This window comes from Sphingomonas sp. (assembly GCF_050725575.1).
GTDB lineage: Bacteria > Pseudomonadota > Alphaproteobacteria > Sphingomonadales > Sphingomonadaceae > Sphingomonas.
Window position 1 is genome coordinate 22865 of record NZ_JBOHHW010000011.1, and the last position, 19381, is coordinate 42245.

General features: G+C 63.1%; 17 protein-coding genes. 1 reads left to right on the forward strand and 16 read right to left on the reverse strand.

Going from position 1 to position 19381, the window contains the following annotated elements; all coding sequences use genetic code 11:
* Positions 1-63: 63 nt before the first annotated feature.
* The 15 genes from ACRECS_RS09810 to ACRECS_RS09880 form a co-directional block, all read right to left on the reverse strand.
* Positions 64-549, reverse strand: coding sequence for a hypothetical protein (locus tag ACRECS_RS09810; protein WP_431582780.1), 486 nt, complete (start codon positions 547-549; stop codon positions 64-66).
* 263 nt (positions 550-812) lie between these two features.
* Positions 813-2141: a PQQ-dependent sugar dehydrogenase gene (locus tag ACRECS_RS09815; protein WP_431582781.1), complete on the reverse strand. Its 1329-nt coding sequence runs from the start codon at positions 2139-2141 to the stop codon at positions 813-815.
* Positions 2142-2636: 495 nt separating this feature from the next.
* Complete coding sequence (gene katG, locus ACRECS_RS09820; RefSeq protein ID WP_431582782.1) at positions 2637-4865, reverse strand: catalase/peroxidase HPI; 2229 nt, start codon at positions 4863-4865, stop codon at positions 2637-2639.
* A gap of 143 nt (positions 4866-5008) precedes the next feature.
* Positions 5009-5926: a hemolysin family protein gene (locus ACRECS_RS09825; RefSeq protein ID WP_431582783.1), complete on the reverse strand. Its 918-nt coding sequence runs from the start codon at positions 5924-5926 to the stop codon at positions 5009-5011.
* A gap of 9 nt (positions 5927-5935) precedes the next feature.
* A complete protein-coding gene (gene ybeY / locus ACRECS_RS09830) occupies positions 5936-6448 on the reverse strand; it encodes an rRNA maturation RNase YbeY (RefSeq protein WP_431582784.1) in 513 nt (170 codons plus the stop codon).
* Complete coding sequence (locus tag ACRECS_RS09835; RefSeq protein WP_187760117.1) at positions 6441-7439, reverse strand: PhoH family protein; 999 nt, start codon at positions 7437-7439, stop codon at positions 6441-6443. The genes ybeY and ACRECS_RS09835 overlap by 8 nt, the downstream gene beginning before the upstream one ends.
* 286 nt (positions 7440-7725) lie before the next feature.
* Positions 7726-9060, reverse strand: a complete 1335-nt coding sequence (gene miaB, locus ACRECS_RS09840; protein ID WP_431582785.1) for a tRNA (N6-isopentenyl adenosine(37)-C2)-methylthiotransferase MiaB — start codon at positions 9058-9060, stop codon at positions 7726-7728.
* A gap of 59 nt (positions 9061-9119) precedes the next feature.
* Positions 9120-9977, reverse strand: coding sequence for a lysophospholipid acyltransferase family protein (locus ACRECS_RS09845; RefSeq protein WP_431582786.1), 858 nt, complete (start codon positions 9975-9977; stop codon positions 9120-9122).
* 3 nt (positions 9978-9980) lie between these two features.
* Positions 9981-10403: a Fur family transcriptional regulator gene (locus ACRECS_RS09850; protein WP_034157230.1), complete on the reverse strand. Its 423-nt coding sequence runs from the start codon at positions 10401-10403 to the stop codon at positions 9981-9983.
* A 101-nt stretch (positions 10404-10504) separates the two neighbouring features.
* Positions 10505-10921 (reverse strand): MucR family transcriptional regulator, encoded by a 417-nt coding sequence (locus tag ACRECS_RS09855; protein WP_431582787.1) that lies wholly within the window; start codon positions 10919-10921, stop codon positions 10505-10507.
* A 109-nt stretch (positions 10922-11030) separates the two neighbouring features.
* Positions 11031-11507 (reverse strand): GNAT family N-acetyltransferase, encoded by a 477-nt coding sequence (locus ACRECS_RS09860; protein ID WP_431582788.1) that lies wholly within the window; start codon positions 11505-11507, stop codon positions 11031-11033.
* Complete coding sequence (gene tsaB / locus ACRECS_RS09865) at positions 11504-12133, reverse strand: tRNA (adenosine(37)-N6)-threonylcarbamoyltransferase complex dimerization subunit type 1 TsaB (protein ID WP_431582789.1); 630 nt, start codon at positions 12131-12133, stop codon at positions 11504-11506. The genes ACRECS_RS09860 and tsaB overlap by 4 nt, the downstream gene beginning before the upstream one ends.
* 36 nt (positions 12134-12169) lie before the next feature.
* Positions 12170-12760, reverse strand: coding sequence for a malonic semialdehyde reductase (locus ACRECS_RS09870; RefSeq protein WP_431582790.1), 591 nt, complete (start codon positions 12758-12760; stop codon positions 12170-12172).
* 46 nt (positions 12761-12806) lie between these two features.
* Complete coding sequence (locus tag ACRECS_RS09875) at positions 12807-13382, reverse strand: NifU family protein (RefSeq protein WP_431582873.1); 576 nt, start codon at positions 13380-13382, stop codon at positions 12807-12809.
* A gap of 91 nt (positions 13383-13473) precedes the next feature.
* Positions 13474-14343 (reverse strand): aspartyl/asparaginyl beta-hydroxylase domain-containing protein, encoded by an 870-nt coding sequence (locus ACRECS_RS09880; RefSeq protein WP_431582791.1) that lies wholly within the window; start codon positions 14341-14343, stop codon positions 13474-13476.
* 198 nt (positions 14344-14541) lie between these two features.
* Here ACRECS_RS09880 and ACRECS_RS09885 point away from each other — a divergent pair, with 198 nt between their 5' ends.
* Complete coding sequence (locus ACRECS_RS09885) at positions 14542-17517, forward strand: M16 family metallopeptidase (RefSeq protein WP_431582792.1); 2976 nt, start codon at positions 14542-14544, stop codon at positions 17515-17517.
* Between the two features lie 50 nt (positions 17518-17567).
* Here the strand turns inward: ACRECS_RS09885 and ACRECS_RS09890 are convergent, their stop codons facing one another.
* The gene (locus ACRECS_RS09890; RefSeq protein WP_431582793.1) at positions 17568-19358 is read right to left on the reverse strand and encodes an AMP-dependent synthetase/ligase; all 1791 of its coding nucleotides are present in this window, start codon (positions 19356-19358) and stop codon (positions 17568-17570) included.
* Positions 19359-19381: the final 23 nt, after the last annotated feature.

A 19381-nucleotide genomic window follows, 5' to 3' on the forward strand; every position in this document is an offset into this window, starting at 1 on the left:
TGTCAACCCGACAATCGATGAGCAGGCCGGCATTCGGAAATCTGAGGGAATCAGCGCGTAGTGCTAGTCGGAATGTATCTCGATCGCACCGATGCGCAGCAACGCTTCGGTGGTGCGTGCGAATTCGGTCATCAGTGCTTCGAGCAGCGGCTCGAGTCCGAGATTCTGGATCACGCCGGGCGGCGGGGTCACGCCGCCGCGTTCGTCCTCGATCAGCAGGCCGCTTTCGATCATGCGGCCGACGTGGCGGCGTACCGTTTCACGCGGCAGACCGCTGGCCGAGGCGATGGCGTTGCGCGAAATCGGTACGACCCATTCGCGCGGGAGAATCGCGGTGGCGGCATATTCCCCCGGGATGCTGCGTTCACGCATCAGTTTCTGCACATTGGCGACAGAGATGGTCAGATAGATGATCAACTCGGTCGGATTCAGGTTTCGCGGGCCGGTAAAGATGCGGTGCGCGGTGAGGAACTGGTTACAGATCGACATCATCGCGATGCGCCAGTTTTCGGCCATTTTCACAGGATTGGTGACGACCCGGTCGCTCAAGGCAGGTATTCCCGAATAGGGCCGATATGGCCGTGATACCCAATATGGGTAGCTGATGCTTTACCGTAAACTATCGGTGGAGCCCAACAAGATATACGCACGTCGGGGATCGATGGATCGGCGCGCTTCAGACAGCCGGATCAACGGGTTACGGGGGAGGGTGTCGCGCGGATAACCGCAGCGACTTAAGGCGGGCTGTGCGCTTCGGGGGGAGTGCGCAGCCCGTTTTCGTTTACCGCTACCGTTTCAGGGCGCGCCGCAGGTCACTTGCCCGCGGCCACGCGCCAGATCGTATTGCCGACATCGTCCGCGACCAGCAGCGCGCCGGTCTTGTCAGTGATGACGCCGACCGGGCGGCCCTGCGCCTCGCCCTTGGCATTGAGGAAGCCGCCAAGCACATCGACTGGCTTGGCGCCCTTCACCGGATAGCCATTGTCCGCGAACGGCACATAGATGACCTTGTAGCCCGACACGGGTTTGCGGTTCCACGATCCGTGCTGACCGACAAACGCACCATTGGCGAAATTCGCGCCAAGCTTGGCATCACTGGCGAAAGCGAGGCCGAGCGAGGCGGTATGGGGCCCGAGCGCATAGTCGGGGCGTTTGGAATATTGCTGCAGCGCCGGGTTGGGCGGATCGACTCGCTTGTCGGGATAGCCACCCCAATAATACCAGGGCCAGCCGAAATGATCGCCGAATTCGACTTGGCTCATATAGTCGGGTGCGAGGTCGGAGCCGAGCATGTCGCGTTCATTGACCGTCGTCCAAAGCCGCTTCGAATGCGGCTCTAGCGCCAAGCCGTTGGGGTTGCGCAGGCCGGCCGCATAAATGCGGAAGGTCTTTGCTTCGGGAAAGACCTGCAGGATGTTGGCGCGGTACTTCTCCGCCTCGATGCCGTTTTCGGCGATGTTGCTCGACGATCCAACCGCCACGTACAGCGTCTTGCCGTCCTCGGCGGCAAGGACGTTGCGCGCCCAGTGATTGCCGCCGCCGGGCAGCTTAACGATTGTTTCGGGCTTGGCGGTAATCTTCGTTTCGCCGACCTTGAACGGGAAGCGGACCAGCGCATCGGTGTTGCCGACATAGAGCCAGTCGCCCATCACGGCCATGCCGAACGGCGAGTTGAGTCCGGTCAGGAATATCGAGCGGCTTTCCGCCACGCCGTCGCCGTCGCTGTCGCGAAGCAGGGTGATGCGGTTGGGCGACGGCACGCCGGCGCCCGCCTTACCCATCAGGAAACCCATCACCACGCTGGTGATGCCGCTCTTCGGACGCGGCGGGGAATTGGTTTCGGCAACCAGCACGTCGCCATTGGGCAAGCGATAAAGCCAGCGCGGATGGTCCAGCCCGGCGGCAAAAGCGCCGACGGTCAGGCCGGCGGCGGGCGTCGGCTTTGCGCCCTTGGGCCAGCCGACCGCATCCGCGACGCCGATCGTCGGGATCATCTGCACGCGCGGCGCCGTGATCTTGGGCTTTTCGCCGGAGACGGCGGCGACGGACAACTGCGCCTCATCGGGCTGGCTGATCCAGAACCAGAAGCCTGCCACCGCGAGGAGGATCAGGCCGGTGACGATGAGGATATGTTTGCGCATGAGATAAGGTTACCCCGGACCAGGGAGCAAAGGAAGCCCCGACCCTCAGGCACGGAGCATTTATCCGGCGCGCTTCATGCGCGCGGGCAATCCTGTTTCGACAATAAGAAAGAGCGTGCCGGATGACGTGCCCGATCCTGCGCGCTGGTTGAATCGCCGCCGACGAGAGCGCCGCGGAGAGGGGTTCCGGGAGATATGGGACACCCATTGTGCCATATCCCGGTGCGAGGCGGGCGAGCCAGGCTATCGATCGAGTAAAATATCGTGATTATACAAGTATAACAATAGGTTGATTGGATTTCCCATGATTTCTGGTATCGACCATATCGGGCAAATTCCTGTTCAGCTATCCATGAAATGGATAGCTGGGTCGCTCGGTGTGCCAAATTCCAGCGTGCCGAGCCGAACACACACAAAAAGGCCGCCGACGAGGGGGACGCCGGCGGCCGGCCGAGCGATGTGCTCGGGGAACCTGTTATGGTGTCGGCGCAATCCTCAGGCGAGGTCGTACCGGTCGGCGTTCATCACCTTGATCCAGGCTGCGGCGAAGTCCTTGACGAACTTCTCGCCCGCATCGGCTGAGGCATAGACCTCGGACAGTGCGCGCAACTGCGAATTTGAGCCGAAAACCAGATCGGTGCGTGTCGCGGTCCATCTCTGCTGGTCGGTCTTGCGGTCGGTGCCCGCAAACTCTTCATCGCCCGCTTCGTCGATTTCCTTCCACGCCGTGCCCATGTCGAGCAGATTGACGAAGAAGTCGTTGGTGAGCTGACTCGGGCGGTCGGTAAGCACGCCGTGCTTAGAGCCGCCATGATTGGCGCCGAGCACGCGCAAGCCGCCGAGCAGCACGGCCATTTCCGGTGCGCTCAACCCAAGCAATTGCGAGCGATCGACCAGCAGCTCCTCGGTCGGCACGCTGAAGCGGACCGAGAGATAGTTGCGGAAGCCGTCCGCCTTGGGTTCGAGCACATCGAAGTTTTCGATATCGGTCTGTTCCTGCGACGCGTCGGTGCGGCCTGGCGTGAACGGCACCTCGATCCTGTGCCCCGCATCGGCTGCGGCCTTTTCGACCGCAGCGGTGCCGCCGAGCACGATCAGGTCGGCGATGCTGACCTTCCTGCCGCCCGCACCACCATCGAAGTCGCTCTTGATGCCTTCATAGACACCAAGCACCCTGGCGAGCTTCTCGGGCTCATTGACCGCCCAGTTCTTCTGCGGCGCCAGCCGTATCCGGCCGCCATTCGCCCCGCCGCGATGGTCCGAACCGCGATAGGTCGAGGCCGAAGCCCAGGCAGTCGTCACCAGTTCGGCAACCGACAGGCCCGAAGCGAGGATCTTCGCCTTGAGTCCGGCCACGTCGCCCACCTCGATCGTGGCATGATCTGCCTTGGGGATCGGATCCTGCCAGATCAGATCTTCCGCCGGCACGTCGGGGCCGAGATAGCGCGCCTTAGGGCCCATGTCGCGGTGGCACAGTTTGAACCAGGCGCGAGCAAAGGTATCGGCGAAATAAGCGGGATCTGCGCGGAACCGCTCGGATATCGCGCGGTACGCCGGGTCCACCTTCATCGCCATATCGGCAGTGGTCATCATCGTCGGCACACGCCGGTCCGGGCTGTGCGCGCCCGGTGCCAGCGTTTCCGCCGGATTGCCGACCGGCTGCCACTGGTTCGCGCCTGCCGGGCTCTTCACCAGTTCATACTCATGGTCGAGCAGCATATCGAAATAGCTCATGTCCCATGTGATGGGCGTTGGGGTCCACGCGCCTTCGATGCCGCTGGTGATCGTATGGTCGCCCATGCCGCTCTCATGGTTCGAGATCCAGCCAAGCCCCTGGGTGGCGATGTCGGCGCCCTCCGGCTCGACGCCGACCAGCGACGCGTCGCCCGCACCATGCGCCTTGCCGAAAGTATGGCCACCGGCGGTGAGCGCAGCGGTTTCCTCGTCATTCATGCCCATGCGCTTGAAGGTTTCGCGAATGTCGCGACCCGATTGCACCGGGTCGGGATTGCCGCCCGGCCCTTCGGGATTGACGTAGATCAGGCCCATCTGGATCGCCGCCAGCGGCTCTTCGAGCGCCATGCCGGCCTGCTCGTCAATGCGGGTCTGGCCGACCCATTCTTCTTCGGTGCCCCAATAAATGTCCTTCTCCGGTTCGAACACGTCGGCGCGGCCGCCGCCGAAGCCGAACACCGGTCCACCCATCGATTCGATCGCGACATTGCCGGCGAGGATCAGCAGATCAGCCCAGCTGAGCTTGCGGCCATATTTCTGCTTGATCGGCCAGAGCAGGCGACGCGCCTTGTCGAGATTGCCGTTATCCGGCCAGGAGTTGAGCGGCGCGAAGCGCTGCGAGCCGGATGAGGCGCCGCCGCGGCCATCGCCGCTGCGGTAAGTGCCGGCGCTGTGCCATGCCATGCGGATGAAAAACGGGCCATAATGCCCATAATCCGCCGGCCACCAGGACTGGCTGTCGGTCATCAATGCCGTCAGGTCACGCTTGACCGCGGCATAATCGAGCGACTTGAATTCCTTGGCATAGTCGAAATCATCGCCCATCGGGTCGCCCGACAGGCCGTTCTGCTGGAGGATGTCCAGCGAGAGCTGATTCGGCCACCAGTCGCGGCTGGTCCGACCGAGCAGAGTCCGGAGCGCGCGCGACTCCTTGGATTGATCACTTAGGGGGCTTCCGGTCACCGGGCAGCCGCTGGTCTTGCTATCCATCGTCGTCTCCTAAGTTTTCAGGTTATCGTCGTCCCGCACAGGGGTAGCCGAGCGCCAGTGATCGGAGAAACATTAAATCGCGAAGTCAGTGATCGGGCAGGACGATCACAGGGGGCAATCACAGGGGGGCACTGTGACCGATGTCAGGAGGTGCTCTCCTCCGACTCAGGCTGTGGAGGATGCAGCCTGAGCTTGGTCACGCGGCGCGTATCCGCTTCGACCACTTCGAGCTTCCAGCCGCTCTCATGCGACAGGCACGCACCCGCCTGCGGGACATGACCGGCGATCAGCGCGGCCAGGCCGGCAAGCGTGTCGATATCCTCGTCGACCTCGGCCAGCCGCTTGTCGATTGTCTCACCGATATCCTCGAGCTCGGCACGGCCGTCGACATCCCACGCACCGCCGTCGAGCGGCACGATCAGCGCCTCGGGTGCGTCGTCATGCTCATCCTCGATATCGCCGACGATTTCCTCGATCAAATCCTCGATCGTGACCAGGCCCTCGGTGCCGAAATATTCGTCGAGCACGACGGCCAGATGCACGCGGCTGGCGCGCATATCGGCGAGCAGGTCGAGCACGCCGCGCGACATCGGCACGAACAGCGGCTGACGGATCAGACTTTCCAGTTTTTCCGGATGCGGTGCGCCGGTCGCCAGGATCGCGAACACATCCTTGATATGGACCATGCCGATGATCGTATCGAGTTTCTCGCGATAGACCGGCAGGCGGCTATGGCCAGCCTCGGCGAACAATTTGACCAAGTCGGCAAAGGAGGTCTGCTCTTCGACCGCAATGATGTCGGCGCGCGGCACGCCGACATCGCCGGCATCACGTTCGCCGAAATGGAGCAGGTTGCGCACCATGGTCCGTTCGAGCGGCGAGAGGTCGCCCTTGGCGTCGGGCGCCGGATCGTCCTCATGTGCGTCGATCGCTTCTTCGAGCTGGTGGCGGAGCGAATCATCGCCCGACTCACCGAAAATCAAGGCGCGCAGCGAGCGCCATATGCTGCCTTCATTGGTACCGGCGTCTCCGGCGTGGGTGGTACTTTGGCCCTCGGGCATAGTGGTCGTTCAGTCCTCGCGTATCAGATAAGGGTCGGGCAGGCCGAGTGACGCAAGTGTATCGATCTCGATACTCTCCATCGCGTCGGCCTCATGATCTTCGATGTGATCATAGCCCAGCAAATGCAGCGTACCATGCACGATCAGATGCGTGGCGTGATTCTCGGTCGAAATGCCTTTCTCGGCCGCCTCTGTTGCGCAAACGCCGTAAGCGAGAACGATATCACCAAGCAATACTTCGCCATCGTCCGAATTCTGGCTGATCGTGTCGAGCAGATCGGCCTGTACCATCGGAAAGCTCAGGACGTTGGTCGGCTTGTCCTTGTCGCGATACTGGGCGTTGAGCGTGCGGACTTCCTCGTCGGTGGTCAGGCGAACCGAAATCTCGATCAGCGCGGCTGAGGTCAGCAAATCGCCATGAATCGTGCGCTCGATTGCGGCGGTCGCCGCACGCTGAGCGAGCGCTTCCCAGTCAGTAGAGTCCGGCCAGGACTCCTCCTGCGAAAGCGCGGTCTCAAGCATCGACGCCCTCATAGGCCTCGACGATGCGCCCGACGATCGGATGGCGAACAACATCGCCCGCGCCGAAGCGGCAGATCGACAGGCCTTCGACACCCTCAAGCCGCCCAACTGCGTCATTGAGTCCCGAAGCATTCATCCCGCCGGGAAGGTCGGTCTGCTTGGGATCGCCGCATACCACCATGCGGCTATTCTCGCCAAAGCGGGTGAGGAACATCTTCATCTGCGCCGGCGTGGTGTTCTGCGCTTCGTCGAGAATGATGAAGGCGTCTGCGAGTGTGCGGCCACGCATGAAAGCGATCGGCGCGATCTCAATCTCGCCCGATGCGATGCGGCGCTCGACCTGCTCGGCGGGCAGGCAGTCGTTGAGCGCGTCATATAGCGGGCGGAGATAAGGATCGACCTTCTCCTTCATGTCGCCCGGCAGGAAGCCAAGCTTCTCACCCGCCTCCACCGCCGGACGCGACAGGATCAGTCGCTGCACGCTGCCGGTGATCAGCTGCGCCACAGCCTGCGCAACAGCGATATAGGTCTTGCCGGTGCCTGCCGGCCCGAGCGCGAAGATGATGTCATGGTTGAGCAGCTCGCGCATATAATGCTGCTGCGCGATGGTGCGCGGCACGATCGTCTTCTTGCGCGTGCGGATCATCACTTGCGGCGCACCGCCGGCATCAGCCGCGATGATCCCGGCAAGCGTCGGTTCCGCGGACATGGCGATCACTGCGTCGATCAGGCCGGGATCGACCCGTTCGCCGCGCACGATACGATTATAGAGTCCCTGCAGGACATCGCGCGCCTCGGCCACCGCCTCGGCACGACCCTCGAGACCGACGCGATTGCCGCGTGCGGTGATATAGACGCCAAGCCGGCTCTCCAGCAGCAGCAAATTCTGGTCGAACTCCCCGAAAAGCTGAGCCATGAGTTGCGGCTTGTCGAACACGACCTCTGTGCGGCTGCGATCACCGGACTGGGCGGGGACAGGCTTGCGGCTCATGCGGTTCCTTCAGGTCGGAGGATGAACAATGGACGCAATAGCGCGTCCCGGTGCTGGCTGGATCGCGGGTCGAACAGGACGCCGGGGCGGTTGGTTCCGCCGGGAAGCTCGAAGGGGCGAGTCTGCTGCATCCGACGCGGAGTTTGGCAGAGCGGAGAGCGGGAGGACAGGGGGAATATTGCTCGCCCGCTTTCCGCCCTCCTTGTGTGCGAAACGAGCAACAGGAGGTTCTTTAGAGTTTGATCCAGGAAACCGGCGCCGCGCTTCAGCCCAGCTGGATCAAACTCTAGGCGGCGACCGGCAGTCGCTCCGTGCCTGCAACCGAGTTCGCTCCGGCCGAAGCGATCTCTACCTCGACGAGATCGCCGATTACCGCATCGCTGATCAAATGCACCGATTGCAACCAGGGCGACTTGCCGATCAATTGGCCCGGCAATTTGCCCTTGCGTTCAAGCAGCACGTCGCATCTCCGCCCGACAGTGGCGGTATTGAATGCCTCCTGATCGCGGTTGAGCGCTGCCTGCAATCGTTGCAGCCGTTCGTCCATCACCTCGGCCGGGACCTGACCGGCCATATCGGCCGCCGGCGTGCCGGGGCGCGGGCTGTATTTGAAGCTGAAGGCCTGGGCGTAAGCGACTGAATCGACAAGGCTCAGCGTCTCAGCAAAATCGGCATCGGTTTCGCCAGGGAAACCGACGATGAAGTCGCCGGACAGCGCGATATCGGGTCGCACCGCGCGGACACGGTCAAGCAGGCGCAGATAGGAATCGCGCGTGTGACTGCGGTTCATCGCTTTCAGGATGCGGTCGCTGCCCGCCTGAACTGGCAGGTGCAGGAACGGCATCAGCTTTTCGACCTCGGCATGGGCGCGGATCAGTCCTTCGCGCATGTCGTTGGGGTGGCTGGTGGTATAGCGAATGCGCTTCAGCCCCTCGATCCGATCGAGCGCACGGATCAGCGCGTCGAGACCGCCGCGGGCGCCGGCGGCGTCCTCGCCTTCCCAGGCATTGACGTTCTGGCCGAGCAGGGTGATCTCCCTGGCGCCGGCCTCGACCAGCGCCTTGGCCTCGTCGACGATATGCGCCCAGGGGCGGCTGACCTCGGCGCCGCGCGTATAGGGGACGACGCAATAGGTGCAGAATTTGTCGCACCCTTCCTGCACCGTCAGGAACGCCGAGGGCGGGACCCGGCGACGTGCGGGTAGATGGCCGAACTTCATCTCGACTGGCATGCCGGTGTCGAGCGCGCTTTCGCCGCGTGCGGCTTTGGCGACCAGGCCAGGCAGATTGTGATAGGCTTGTGGTCCGACCACGACATCGACCTTCGCCCGGCGGACGATTTCCTCGCCCTCGGCCTGCGCGACGCAGCCGGCGATGGCGATCATCGGGTTCTTGCCGTGCTTGGCCATGGCGTGCTTGCGAATCCGGCCAATGTCCGAATAGACCTTCTCCGTCGCGCGCTCGCGGATATGGCAGGTGTTGAGGACGATCAAATCGGCCTGGTCTGGATCGGTCGCGGTCAGCCCCTGTGCCGACATGAGTTCGCTCATTCGGTCGCCGTCATAGACGTTCATCTGACAGCCGAAGGATTTGACGGCAAAGGTCTTGGGGGCTGTCTTCATGATCGCGCGCCTATAGGCCGTGTGGCGTCTGAAACCAATCCTCCCCGAAACGGGGAGGATCAGGTGTCCGAGGGGGCGAATCTCACCGCCTCGACCGCATAGGCGAAGGGACGCAGCGGTTTGCCCAGCACCTCGACCAAAGCCGCCTCGATTCGCAACCGGCTCTCCGCTGCAATTGCCTTGCGGCCGGGGAAGTCGCGTGGGTGGAACGGCTCCAGGAAATGCACTTTCATGCGAAAACTGCCCGGGCGCGACAGGATGCGCTTGGCATTGTTCACGCCGCTTTCCACGCCAATCCAGCCGATTTCCTCGGCGACGGCGCCATAATCGAGCAGCACAGGCTGGACGAGTACTGCCGGTGGGGGCGGTTCGAGCACGCGGAGCATCGGCGTCTTGAAGGGAAGCAGCGATTGACCATCGGTGGTCGTTCCTTCCGGGAAGACGGTGACCGACCAGTTATCCGTCAGCGCATCGCGTAGCTGGTTGATCTGTTCGGCCACGCCAAGCCGGTTCTCGCGCTTGACGAACACGGTGCGGTTGAGGGTCGACAGCCAGCCGACCACCGGCGCGGCACGGATTTCCTGCTTGGCGACAAAGGCGGTGCCGCTCTGTCCGGCGATGGCCAGGATATCGATCCAGCTGAGATGATTGGAAATGTAGAAGACGTCGCGCTTGAGCGGTACACCGACACGTTCGACGCGGGCGCCGGCCAGCCGCGCGGCCCAGCCGAGAAATATCTTCGGCCAGGGTGAGCCGATGCGGAGAAACCGCCAGAGATAATGGAGCGGCACCGTGAGCAGCAGCGCGAGTACCAGCCCCGTCGCGCGCAGCGTAATCCGGACGTAGCCGGCCGCATCGATCGGGGGTGGATTGCCGGCCGCAGCTTCGGCACGCGCCGCGGGGCTGAGGCCGCTCAAAACCTAGACCTTGCGGTCGAGCGAAACGCCGTAGAGTTCCATGCGATGATCGACCAGACGGAAGCCGAGCCGTTCCGCGATCGCCTTTTGCAGTTGCTCGAGTTCGGGGTCGACGAACTCGATTACCTTGCCGGTTTCGACATCGATCAGATGGTCATGATGCGCCTCGGGTGCGGGTTCGTAGCGTGCACGGCCATCACCGAAATCATGGCGGTCGAGAATGCCGGCCTCTTCGAACAGGCGCACGGTGCGATAGACGGTGGCGATCGAGATGCCCGGATCGATCTGTGAGGCGCGCTCATAGACCTTCTCCACATCGGGATGGTCTTCGGCCTCCGACAGAACGCGTGCGATGACGCGGCGTTGTTCGGTTATGCGCAGGCCTTTTTCATTGCACAGCGCTTCGAGATCGATCTTGCGAGCCATGCAGCCAATGTAGGCGCTTCGGTCTTATTGATAAAGGGCGATCGACTCGCAACAAGCCGACCGCCCTTAATTTTTTCCCTACCGGACGAACCGGGGGAGACTTACCGGGTCTTGCGACGCTTGGTGCCGAGGCCAATCTTCTTGGCCAGCGTACGACGCTGTTCGGCATAGCTCGGCGCGACCATCGGATAGTCGGCGGGGAGGTTCCACTTGGCGCGATACTGTTCCGGGGTCATCTGATAATGCGTCATCAGATGGCGCTTGAGCATCTTCAGCTTCTTGCCGTCTTCGAGGCAGACAATATAGTCCGGCTTGATCGACGAACGGATCGAAACTGCAGGCTCCTGCTTCACTTCGGGAACCGCGACCGGCGTGCCAAGCCCGGAGAGTGCGCCATGCACATTGGCGATGAGGACCGGCAGATCCGAAACCGCAACGCTGTTGTTGCTGACATGTGCCGCGACAATATCCGCCGTCAGCGTGATCAGGGTTTCCTGCAGATCGTTATTGATATCCATTGTCGTCCTTCCGACCCATATTATAGCTGCATTACGACGCAACCAAATTGGGCCTATCGTCTTTTGGAAGGTTCAGTGCAAGCAGTAAAAGCAAGCTGAATAAGTTAAATTACGGCAATTCGCGACGAAACGTAAAAGCATCAAAGGTCTGGCCGGCATTGCCGCGATAGTAAGCGCGACGTTCCCCGACCTTAGTGAAGCCCGAGGCGCGGTAAAGCTTGATCGCGTCATTGCCCTCGCGTACCTCAAGATGCAGTTTTAACGCATTTTTTTCCCGCGCTTCAGTAATTACCGAGCGCAGCAATGCCGCTGCGACACCTTTGCGGCGACTCGCCGGCGCGGTCGCGAGCAGCAGCAGCTCGGCTTCATCGAGAATCTGCCGCGACAGCGCGAAGCCGACCGGCTTTTTGTCGATCGAGGCGATGGTCAGCCAGACGCCGGGCAGCGCCATGATCCCAAGGCACTGGCCGCGGGTCCATGCTTCGCCGAATCTCGGGTCGAACGCCTCGGTCATCAGCGACTCGACCATGGGAAGATCGGCGGTGCCGCCGCTGCGCAATTCGATCATCGTCAGCACGCTGCTCATGCGGCCTGTGGTTTCGCATCGGGCGCTCGGCCGTAGATCGGGCGCGGCGGGAGAGACGTGAGGGCGGCCGGCAAAAGGACGGCGCTGGCGGCATCGGGCAGCGCCTCAGTCGCATCGAGCGCGGGGTCGAGCGCGGCAAGCCAGCGGATGCCGTTGCCGATCGCATGACGTCCGTCGATTGCGGCAAGAGCGGCTGCGGGCTTCAGCGAACTGAAGGCGCCGACGGGTGTGAGCGAAGCATGAAAGACCTGCATGAAGACTTCGCCATGCCCGCCTTCGAGAACCACGGCAAGCGAGTCGAAGCCGGGTTTCGCGGCAAAGCCGGCGGCGGCGATCAGCGGCAGCGAGGAGAAGCCGTGCACCTCTGCCTGCCAGCCAAAGGCAAGGCCGCGGGCGGCGGCGATGCCGACCCGCACGCCGGTGAAGCTGCCCGGGCCGCAATCGACCAGGATGCGGCCCGCACGCCCGCCGTCCGGCAGCTCGGCAATCATCGGTATCAACCGCTCGGCATGGCCACGGCCGACCACCTCATGGCGCGACGCGATCACCGTATCTGAATCGGTCCCCGTCTCGATCAGGGCTACCGAGCAGGCGGCAGTGGCGGTTTCGATCACGAGAGTTCGCATCAACGCCCTCTCCCTGTCGGGGAGCGGGAAATCAAGTCAGGCAATCGTGTTGAACTTCTCGAACGCCGGGCGCGGCAGGCGTTCGAAGATGCTCGCCGGGTCGCCATGCCCGAGCGTCGCGATGAAGTTCGACCGCACATTCGGCGTATCGGCGAAGAAGGCGGCATCGACCTTGGCATTGTCGAAACCCGACATCGGGCCAGTGTCCAGGCCCAGCGCGCGAGCAGCGATGATGAAATAGGCGCCCTGCAGCGTGGAGTTGCGCATCGCCGAGACGGCGCGGAGGTCGGCATCGGCAAACCATGGCCGCGCGTCAACGTGCGGGAAGAACTCCGGCAGATGATCGTGGAAATTCTGGTCCATGCCAATCACGACGCTGACCGGCGCCTTGAGAATCTTCGGCGCATTCTGCGCCGAACTGCATGCGGCAAGCTTTGCCTTTGCCGCATCGCTCACACACCATACCAGGCGTGCCGGAAGCTGGTTGGCCGATGTCGGCCCCCATTTCATCAGGTCCCAGATCGCGTGAAGCTCGGCCTCGGAGACCGTCTGATCGGTATAGCCGCTATAGGTGCGCGCGGTACGGAAGATCGTATCGAGCGCTGCATCGGACAGCTTCTCGGCCATGGCAGAACCTCGTGGAAAAGATCAGGGTAGTGAAATAAAAAGCGGATCAGACCGCGCGGACTTCAGTGACCTCGGGAACATAATATTTGAGCAATTGCTCGATCCCGTTCTTCAGGGTCGCAGTCGATGACGGGCAGCCGGCACAGGCGCCCTGCATCTTGAGGAAGACTTTGCCCTGGTCGAAGCCGCGATAAATGATATCGCCACCGTCATTGGCGACGGCGGGGCGCACGCGGGTATCGATCAATTCCTTGATCTGCGCGACGATATCGGCGTCTTCGGGATTCTCCGCGAAGCTCTCCTCGGCCGAGGGGACGCTGATCCCGCCGGCATTGCCGGGACGGAACAACGGCATTGCGGCGGAGAAATGGTCGAGCAGCAGGCCGAGCACATCGGGCTTCAGCTGCGACCATTCGACGCCGGGCGCCGCAGTGACGGAAATGAAGTCGCTACCGAAAAAGACACCGGTCACATCGCCAAGGTTGAACAACTGTTCGGCCAGCGGCGAGGCTTCGGCCTCTTCGGGGGTGGCGAAGTCGCGCGTGCCGGCTTCCATCACGGCGCGGCCGGGAAGGAATTTGAGCGTCGCGGGGTTGGGCGTCGTTTCGGTTTCGATTAGCATCATGTGCATGTGGCGTGGCGATGGGGACGGATCAAGACGGGAGTTGGAAACAGACCAATTCCCCTCCCGCATGCGGGAGGGGAGAAAGGTCTTAAACGTCCATCTTCTTCATCGCGTCGTTCCAGCTCGCGATATTGTCGCGCGCTTCCTGCACGAAGGCGGATTTGCGCACGACCTTGAGGAACGTGTCGGCGATCCAGCGGCCGGGCTGACGCAAGGGGCGCTCGAATTGCACCAGCAGGACCACGCGCGTGCCGTTGGTGTCGTTCCATACTTCGTGCTGATAGGTGTCGTCGAAGACCAGGGTTTCCCCTTCCGACCAACGCACGATGCGGTCATCGACGCGCATCCGGACATCGCCGTCGGTCGGCACGATCAGGCCGAGATGGCAGGTGATCAGGCCCTTGGTCACACCGCGATGATCCGGAATATGGGTGCCCGGAGCGAGGATCGAGAAGAAGGCACTGTTCAGCCCCGGGATCTGCTCGACGATCGCCTGCGTCTTCGGGCAGCGTGCGAGATTGTCCTCGATCGGGAAACCATAGCCCCACAGGAAGAAGGACCGCCACATGTTCACCTGCGCAATCGCGCGGTGATCGGGCGAGATGGTTGCCAGGCTCGGCGACGCCTGTCCCTGCAGCGCGACTTCGATCGCTTCGTCGCGGATCGTCTCCCAATTGTCGCGCAGGATCGCGGTCCAGGCGAAATCCCGCACGTCGAGTATCGGATCATTGGAGACCAGTGAGGACGACGCGATCAGCCGATCGAACACACCACGCAAATGCTTGCCGAATCGGATGATGAAAGGCCGGTTGGGGTCCGCTTCGAGCTTCGCGCCCGGCGCCGGGGCGCCCGAAATGACGTTCAGATCGGGGACGCGAATGGTGCGATGATCGTCGGCCTCGCCCGATTTAGGCCATAATGCGGTGGCCACCGCTTTGGTTTTTGTAATCACTGACATACTCGCCTTCGTGCGGGCGGGTGCTCAACCGGCCCAGATTTCCCTATGCTGCGCCGCAGCGACGTACGCCCCCTTATCGCTTCGGTTCGGCGGGGCGTAACGGTCGTGTTGGTCGAAATGATGGCGCTTTGTGTCCTTTTGCGTACCTTGAGAACGGGCATCTGGCGGTCGCCGGAGAACGCGGCTAGGGTCGCTCCCATGCTTGCTCTTCTGCGCGTGACGCGTTTCCCGCTGATTTCCGCCCTCCTGCTCGGTCTGACGCTGCCCGCCAGCGGCCAGAACGTCGTTCCTACCGTAGACGTTCCGGCGCCGACACAAAATGTGGATCGTTCTGCCTGGCTCTACAAGGGCAGCGACATTCCGCCCGATCCGGAATGGCGATTCGGCACGCTTCTCAATGGATTGCGCTATGCCGTGCGGCGTAACGGTGTGCCGCCGGGCCAGGTGGCGATCCGGGTGCGGATCGATGCCGGGTCGCTGATGGAAACCGATGGCGAGCGCGGCTTTGCGCATCTGATCGAACATCTGTCGTTCCGCGGTTCGGAATATGTGCCCGATGGTGAGGCGAAACGGATCTGGCAGCGCTTCGGCGCCACGTTCGGGTCGGACACCAATGCACAGACCACACCGACCCAGACGGTGTTCAAGCTCGACCTTCCCAGCGCCACCGAGGCGGGCCTCGACGAGAGCCTGAAGGTGCTGGCAGGCATGGTCGACAAGCCCAACATCACCACTGCGGCACTCAATGCCGAACGCCCCGCCGTGCTCGCCGAACAGCGCGAAGCGCCGGGGCCGCAGGTCCGTTTCGGCGATGCGCGCCTGGCGACCTTCTTTGCCGGACAGCCGCTGGCCGATCGCTCGCCGATCGGCACGATCAAGACGCTGGAGGCAGCGACCGCCGAGGGCGTCAAATTGTTCCACGATCGCTGGTATCGCCCCGAACGCGCGGTGGTGGTGATTTCGGGCGATCTCGATCCAGCCCTGTTCGAACGGCTTGTCGTGAAGAATTTTTCCGGCTGGCAGGGCAATGGCCCGAAACCCGCCGATCCCGATTTCGGCAAGCCGGAAGCGAACCAGCCGGGAACCGCGGTGATCGTCGAGCCGAGCCTGCCGCCGATCGTCGCCATGGCCGTTTTGCGGCCGTGGAAATATCAGGACGATACGATCCTGATGAACCAGAACCGGCTGGTTGATTCGATCGCGGCGCGCGTCATCAGCCGTCGCCTCGAAACGCGCGCACGCGCCGGAGGCAGCTTCATCCAGGCCGATGTCAGCACTGATGACGTTTCCCGGTCCGCCAGCGGCACCTTCGTCAATATCCTGCCGATCGGCGATGATTGGGAGGCGGCGCTGAAGGATGTGCGCGCAGTGATCGCCGATGCTCAGACCACGCCGCCGAGCGATGCCGAGGTGACACGCGAGCTGGCCGATTTCGACACGGTGATGCGGACTCGAGTCGAGACGCAGCGCGCCGAGGCCGGGGCGTCGCAGGCCGACGACATGGTCAGCGCGGTGGATATCCGCGAAACGGTTGCCGCGCCGGCGACGATCTATACCGTGCTGAAGGATGCCGAGAAGAAGAAGATGTTCACGCCGGCGACGGTGCTGGCATCGACCAAGCGCATCTTCACCGGCGACGCGACCCGCGCGCTGATCAATATCCGTACTCCCGATGAAGGAGCGGCGACCAAGCTGGCGGCGGCGCTCAAGGCCGATGTCGGCGGGCTCGCCGGCAAGCGCAATGCCCAGGCCAAGGTCGATTTCTCCAAACTGCCCAGGCTCGGCAAGCCCGGCACGGTCGTCAGCCGCGAGAAGATCTCCGATATGGATATCGAGAAAGTGGTGTTCTCGAACGGCGTGCGGCTGATGCTGCGTACCAGCCCGTCGGAATCGACTCGCGTCTATGTCCGGGTGCGGTTCGGTGGCGGCTATAATGCCTTGCCCGCCGACCGCGAGTCACCCGCCTGGGCCGGTGAGCTCTCGCTCGTTGCAGGCGGCATCGGGACGCTCAAGCAGGGCGATGTCGAGCAGCTCACCGCCGGCCGCCGCATCGGACTCGATTTCGACATTGACGACGATGCGTTCAGCTATGATGCGATGACCTCGCCGACCGACCTGGCCGATCAGTTGCGGCTGATGGCGGCGCGGATGGCAGCACCGGGCTGGGATCCCAACCCGGTCGCGCGGGCCAAATCGCTGGTGCTTGCCGGCTATAACGGCTTCGACGCATCGCCCGACGGCGTACTGTCGCGTGACCTGGAAGGGCTGCTCCATGACGGCGACCCGCGCTGGGGCACGCCGACCCGTGAGGAGGTCCTTGCGACCACCGCGGCGGATGTGCGCAAATTATGGGAGCCCTTGCTTGCGACCGGCCCGATCGAAGTTCAGGTGTTCGGCGACATCAATGCCGATGCGGCGATCAAGGCGGTCGCGCAAAGCATTGGCGCTCTGCCGCCGCGCGCCGCCTCGACCGGCGTCGCGCCGCCGGTGCGCTTCCCGGCCCATAATGTGACGCCGCTGATCAAGACTCATGGCGGCCCCGAAAACCAGGCCGCGGCCGTGATCGTCTGGCCGACCGGCGGCGGGGTCGAGCAAGTCACTGAGAGCCGCTATCTCGATGTGCTCGCCGCGATCATGAGCGACCGGCTGTTCGACCGGCTCCGTTCCGAGGCCGGCGCGAGCTATTCGCCGTCGGTGCAGAGCCAATGGCCGGTGGGGATGAGCGGCGGTGGCCGCCTGTTCGCGATCGGGCAGGTTGCGCCCGACAATGTCGCGCTGTTCTTCAAGATGTCGCGCGAGATCGCTGCCGACCTGGTCGCCAATCCGATCAGCGACGACGAACTGCAACGCATATTGACGCCGATGAAACAGTCGATCCTGCGCTCGTCGACCGGCAACCAGTTCTGGATGAACTATCTCGCCGGTTCGATGTATGACGAGCGCCGCATCGCGGCACTGCGTGGGTTGTTCCGCGATCTGGCGCGGGTGACCTCGGCCGATGTGCAGGCAACCGCGCAGAAATATCTGCAGCCCGACAAGGACTGGACGATGGCGGTTGTGCCCAAGGCGCTGGCCGACAAGCCACTGGTGTTGAAGCCGACGGTGACGGCCGTGGCCGCGCCGGAGGTCAAGCCGCCTCTGGTCAAGAAGAAGCCGGTGGCGGTGGGACGGTAACCGATACCCTCCCCCGGCTTAGCCGGGGGAGGCGCCAGAGGAAGCGAAGGTCATCCCTTGTACAGGGCATCCAGCCTCGGCCCGTATACTTCCTTAAGCACATGCCGTCGGATCTTCAGCGACGGGGTGAGCTGCTCATTCTCGATCGTGAACGGCCCGTCGGCGATCACATAGCGGCGCACCCGCTCGATCACCGACAGATCCTTGTTGACGCGCTCCACCGCGGCGCTGAGCGCGGTGCGGTAACTGCTGTTCTCGACCAGCTTTTCGAACTGGCACGCGTCGCCGTTCCGGGCACACCATTCCTGCGTCCAGTCGGGATCGGGCACCAGCACCGCGACCATATAGGGCTTGCGATCGCCGAAGATCATCGCCTGGACAATCTCCGGTTGCAGCGTGAGCATGCCCTCGACCTTTTGCGGTGCGACATTGTCGCCCTTGTCGTTGACGATGATATCCTTCTTGCGGTCGGTGATCTTGATCCGGCCCTTCTCGTCGATCAGGCCGATATCGCCGGTATGCAGCCAGCCGTCCTTGAGCACGCGCGCGGTCTCTGCCTCGTTGCGCCAGTAACCGTGCATGACAAGCTCGCCGCGGACGAGGATCTCGCCATCCTCGGCGATACGCACTTCGGTATCGGGCAAAGGCGGGCCGACCGTATCCATCTTCAGCCCCGCGGCGGGGCGGTTGCACGAGATGACGGGCGCGGCCTCGGTCTGGCCATAGCCCTGCAGGAAAGTCAGCCCCAGCGACTGGAAGAAGATGCCGACCTCCGGGGTCAGCGGCGCGCCGCCTGACACCATCGCCTTCATCCGCCCGCCGAAGCGCTTGCCGATCTTGGGCTTGATCGTCGCCCTGACCACCAGGTCCATCGCCCGGTCCTTCAGGCTCATCCGCCCTTCATAGGATTTCGTGCCGACATCGAGCGCGCGGTCGAGCAGATAGTTGGAGAATTTGCCCTGCTTCTCGATCGCCTTGGAGATGCGGGTGCGCAGCACCTCGAACAGGCGCGGGACGACGACCATGATCGTCGGCCGCGTCTCCTCGATATTGGAGGCGAGCTTGTCGAGCCCTTCGGAATAATAGATCTGCGCGCCCAGCCCGATCGGGAAATGCTGGCCGCCGGTATGCTCATAGGCGTGGCTGAGCGGCAGGAAGGACAGGAAGACCTCCTCGTCCCACCCGAAATCCTCCGAAATGATCGTGGTGCAGCCCTGCACATTGTGCAGGATCGCGCCGTGATGCTGCATCACGCCGCGCGGCGCGCCGCCGGTGCCGCTGGTGTAGATGATGCAGGCGAGATCCTCGCGCTTGAAAGTCGCCTCGGCCGCGATCTGTTTCGGATCGGCGGCATGATCCGCGATCAGCCTGGCCCAGTTGTGGAATTCGAGCGCGCCGGACTGGGCGACGCGGATATCCTCGATGCCGATCACGATCTTGGCGGCCGTCGCCCGGACTGCGGCGGGGAGTAGCGTCTTGGCGAGCTTCGCGGTTGAAACGATCACCGCACTGGCGCCACTATTCTCGATGATGTGCGTATGGTCGCGCTCGGTATTGGTGACATAGGTCGGCACGGTGACGCATCCCGCCGCCATGATCGCGAGGTCGCTCAGGCACCATTCGGGGCGGTTTTCGGAGACCAGCATCACCCGGTCGCCGCGCTCCAACCCGATCGCCTTCAGCGCGCGCGCCAGACTCGCCACCTGTACCGCCGCCTCGCGCCAGCTGAGCGGAACCCAGCCGCCTTCCTCCTTGTGCCACAGGAATGGCTTGTCGCCCTGTTCCACGGCGCGCGTGAAGAACATGGTGACGAGGTTGGGGAAATGCTCGAGGGTCCGCATCTGTCTCTCCTGAGCGCGCGCCG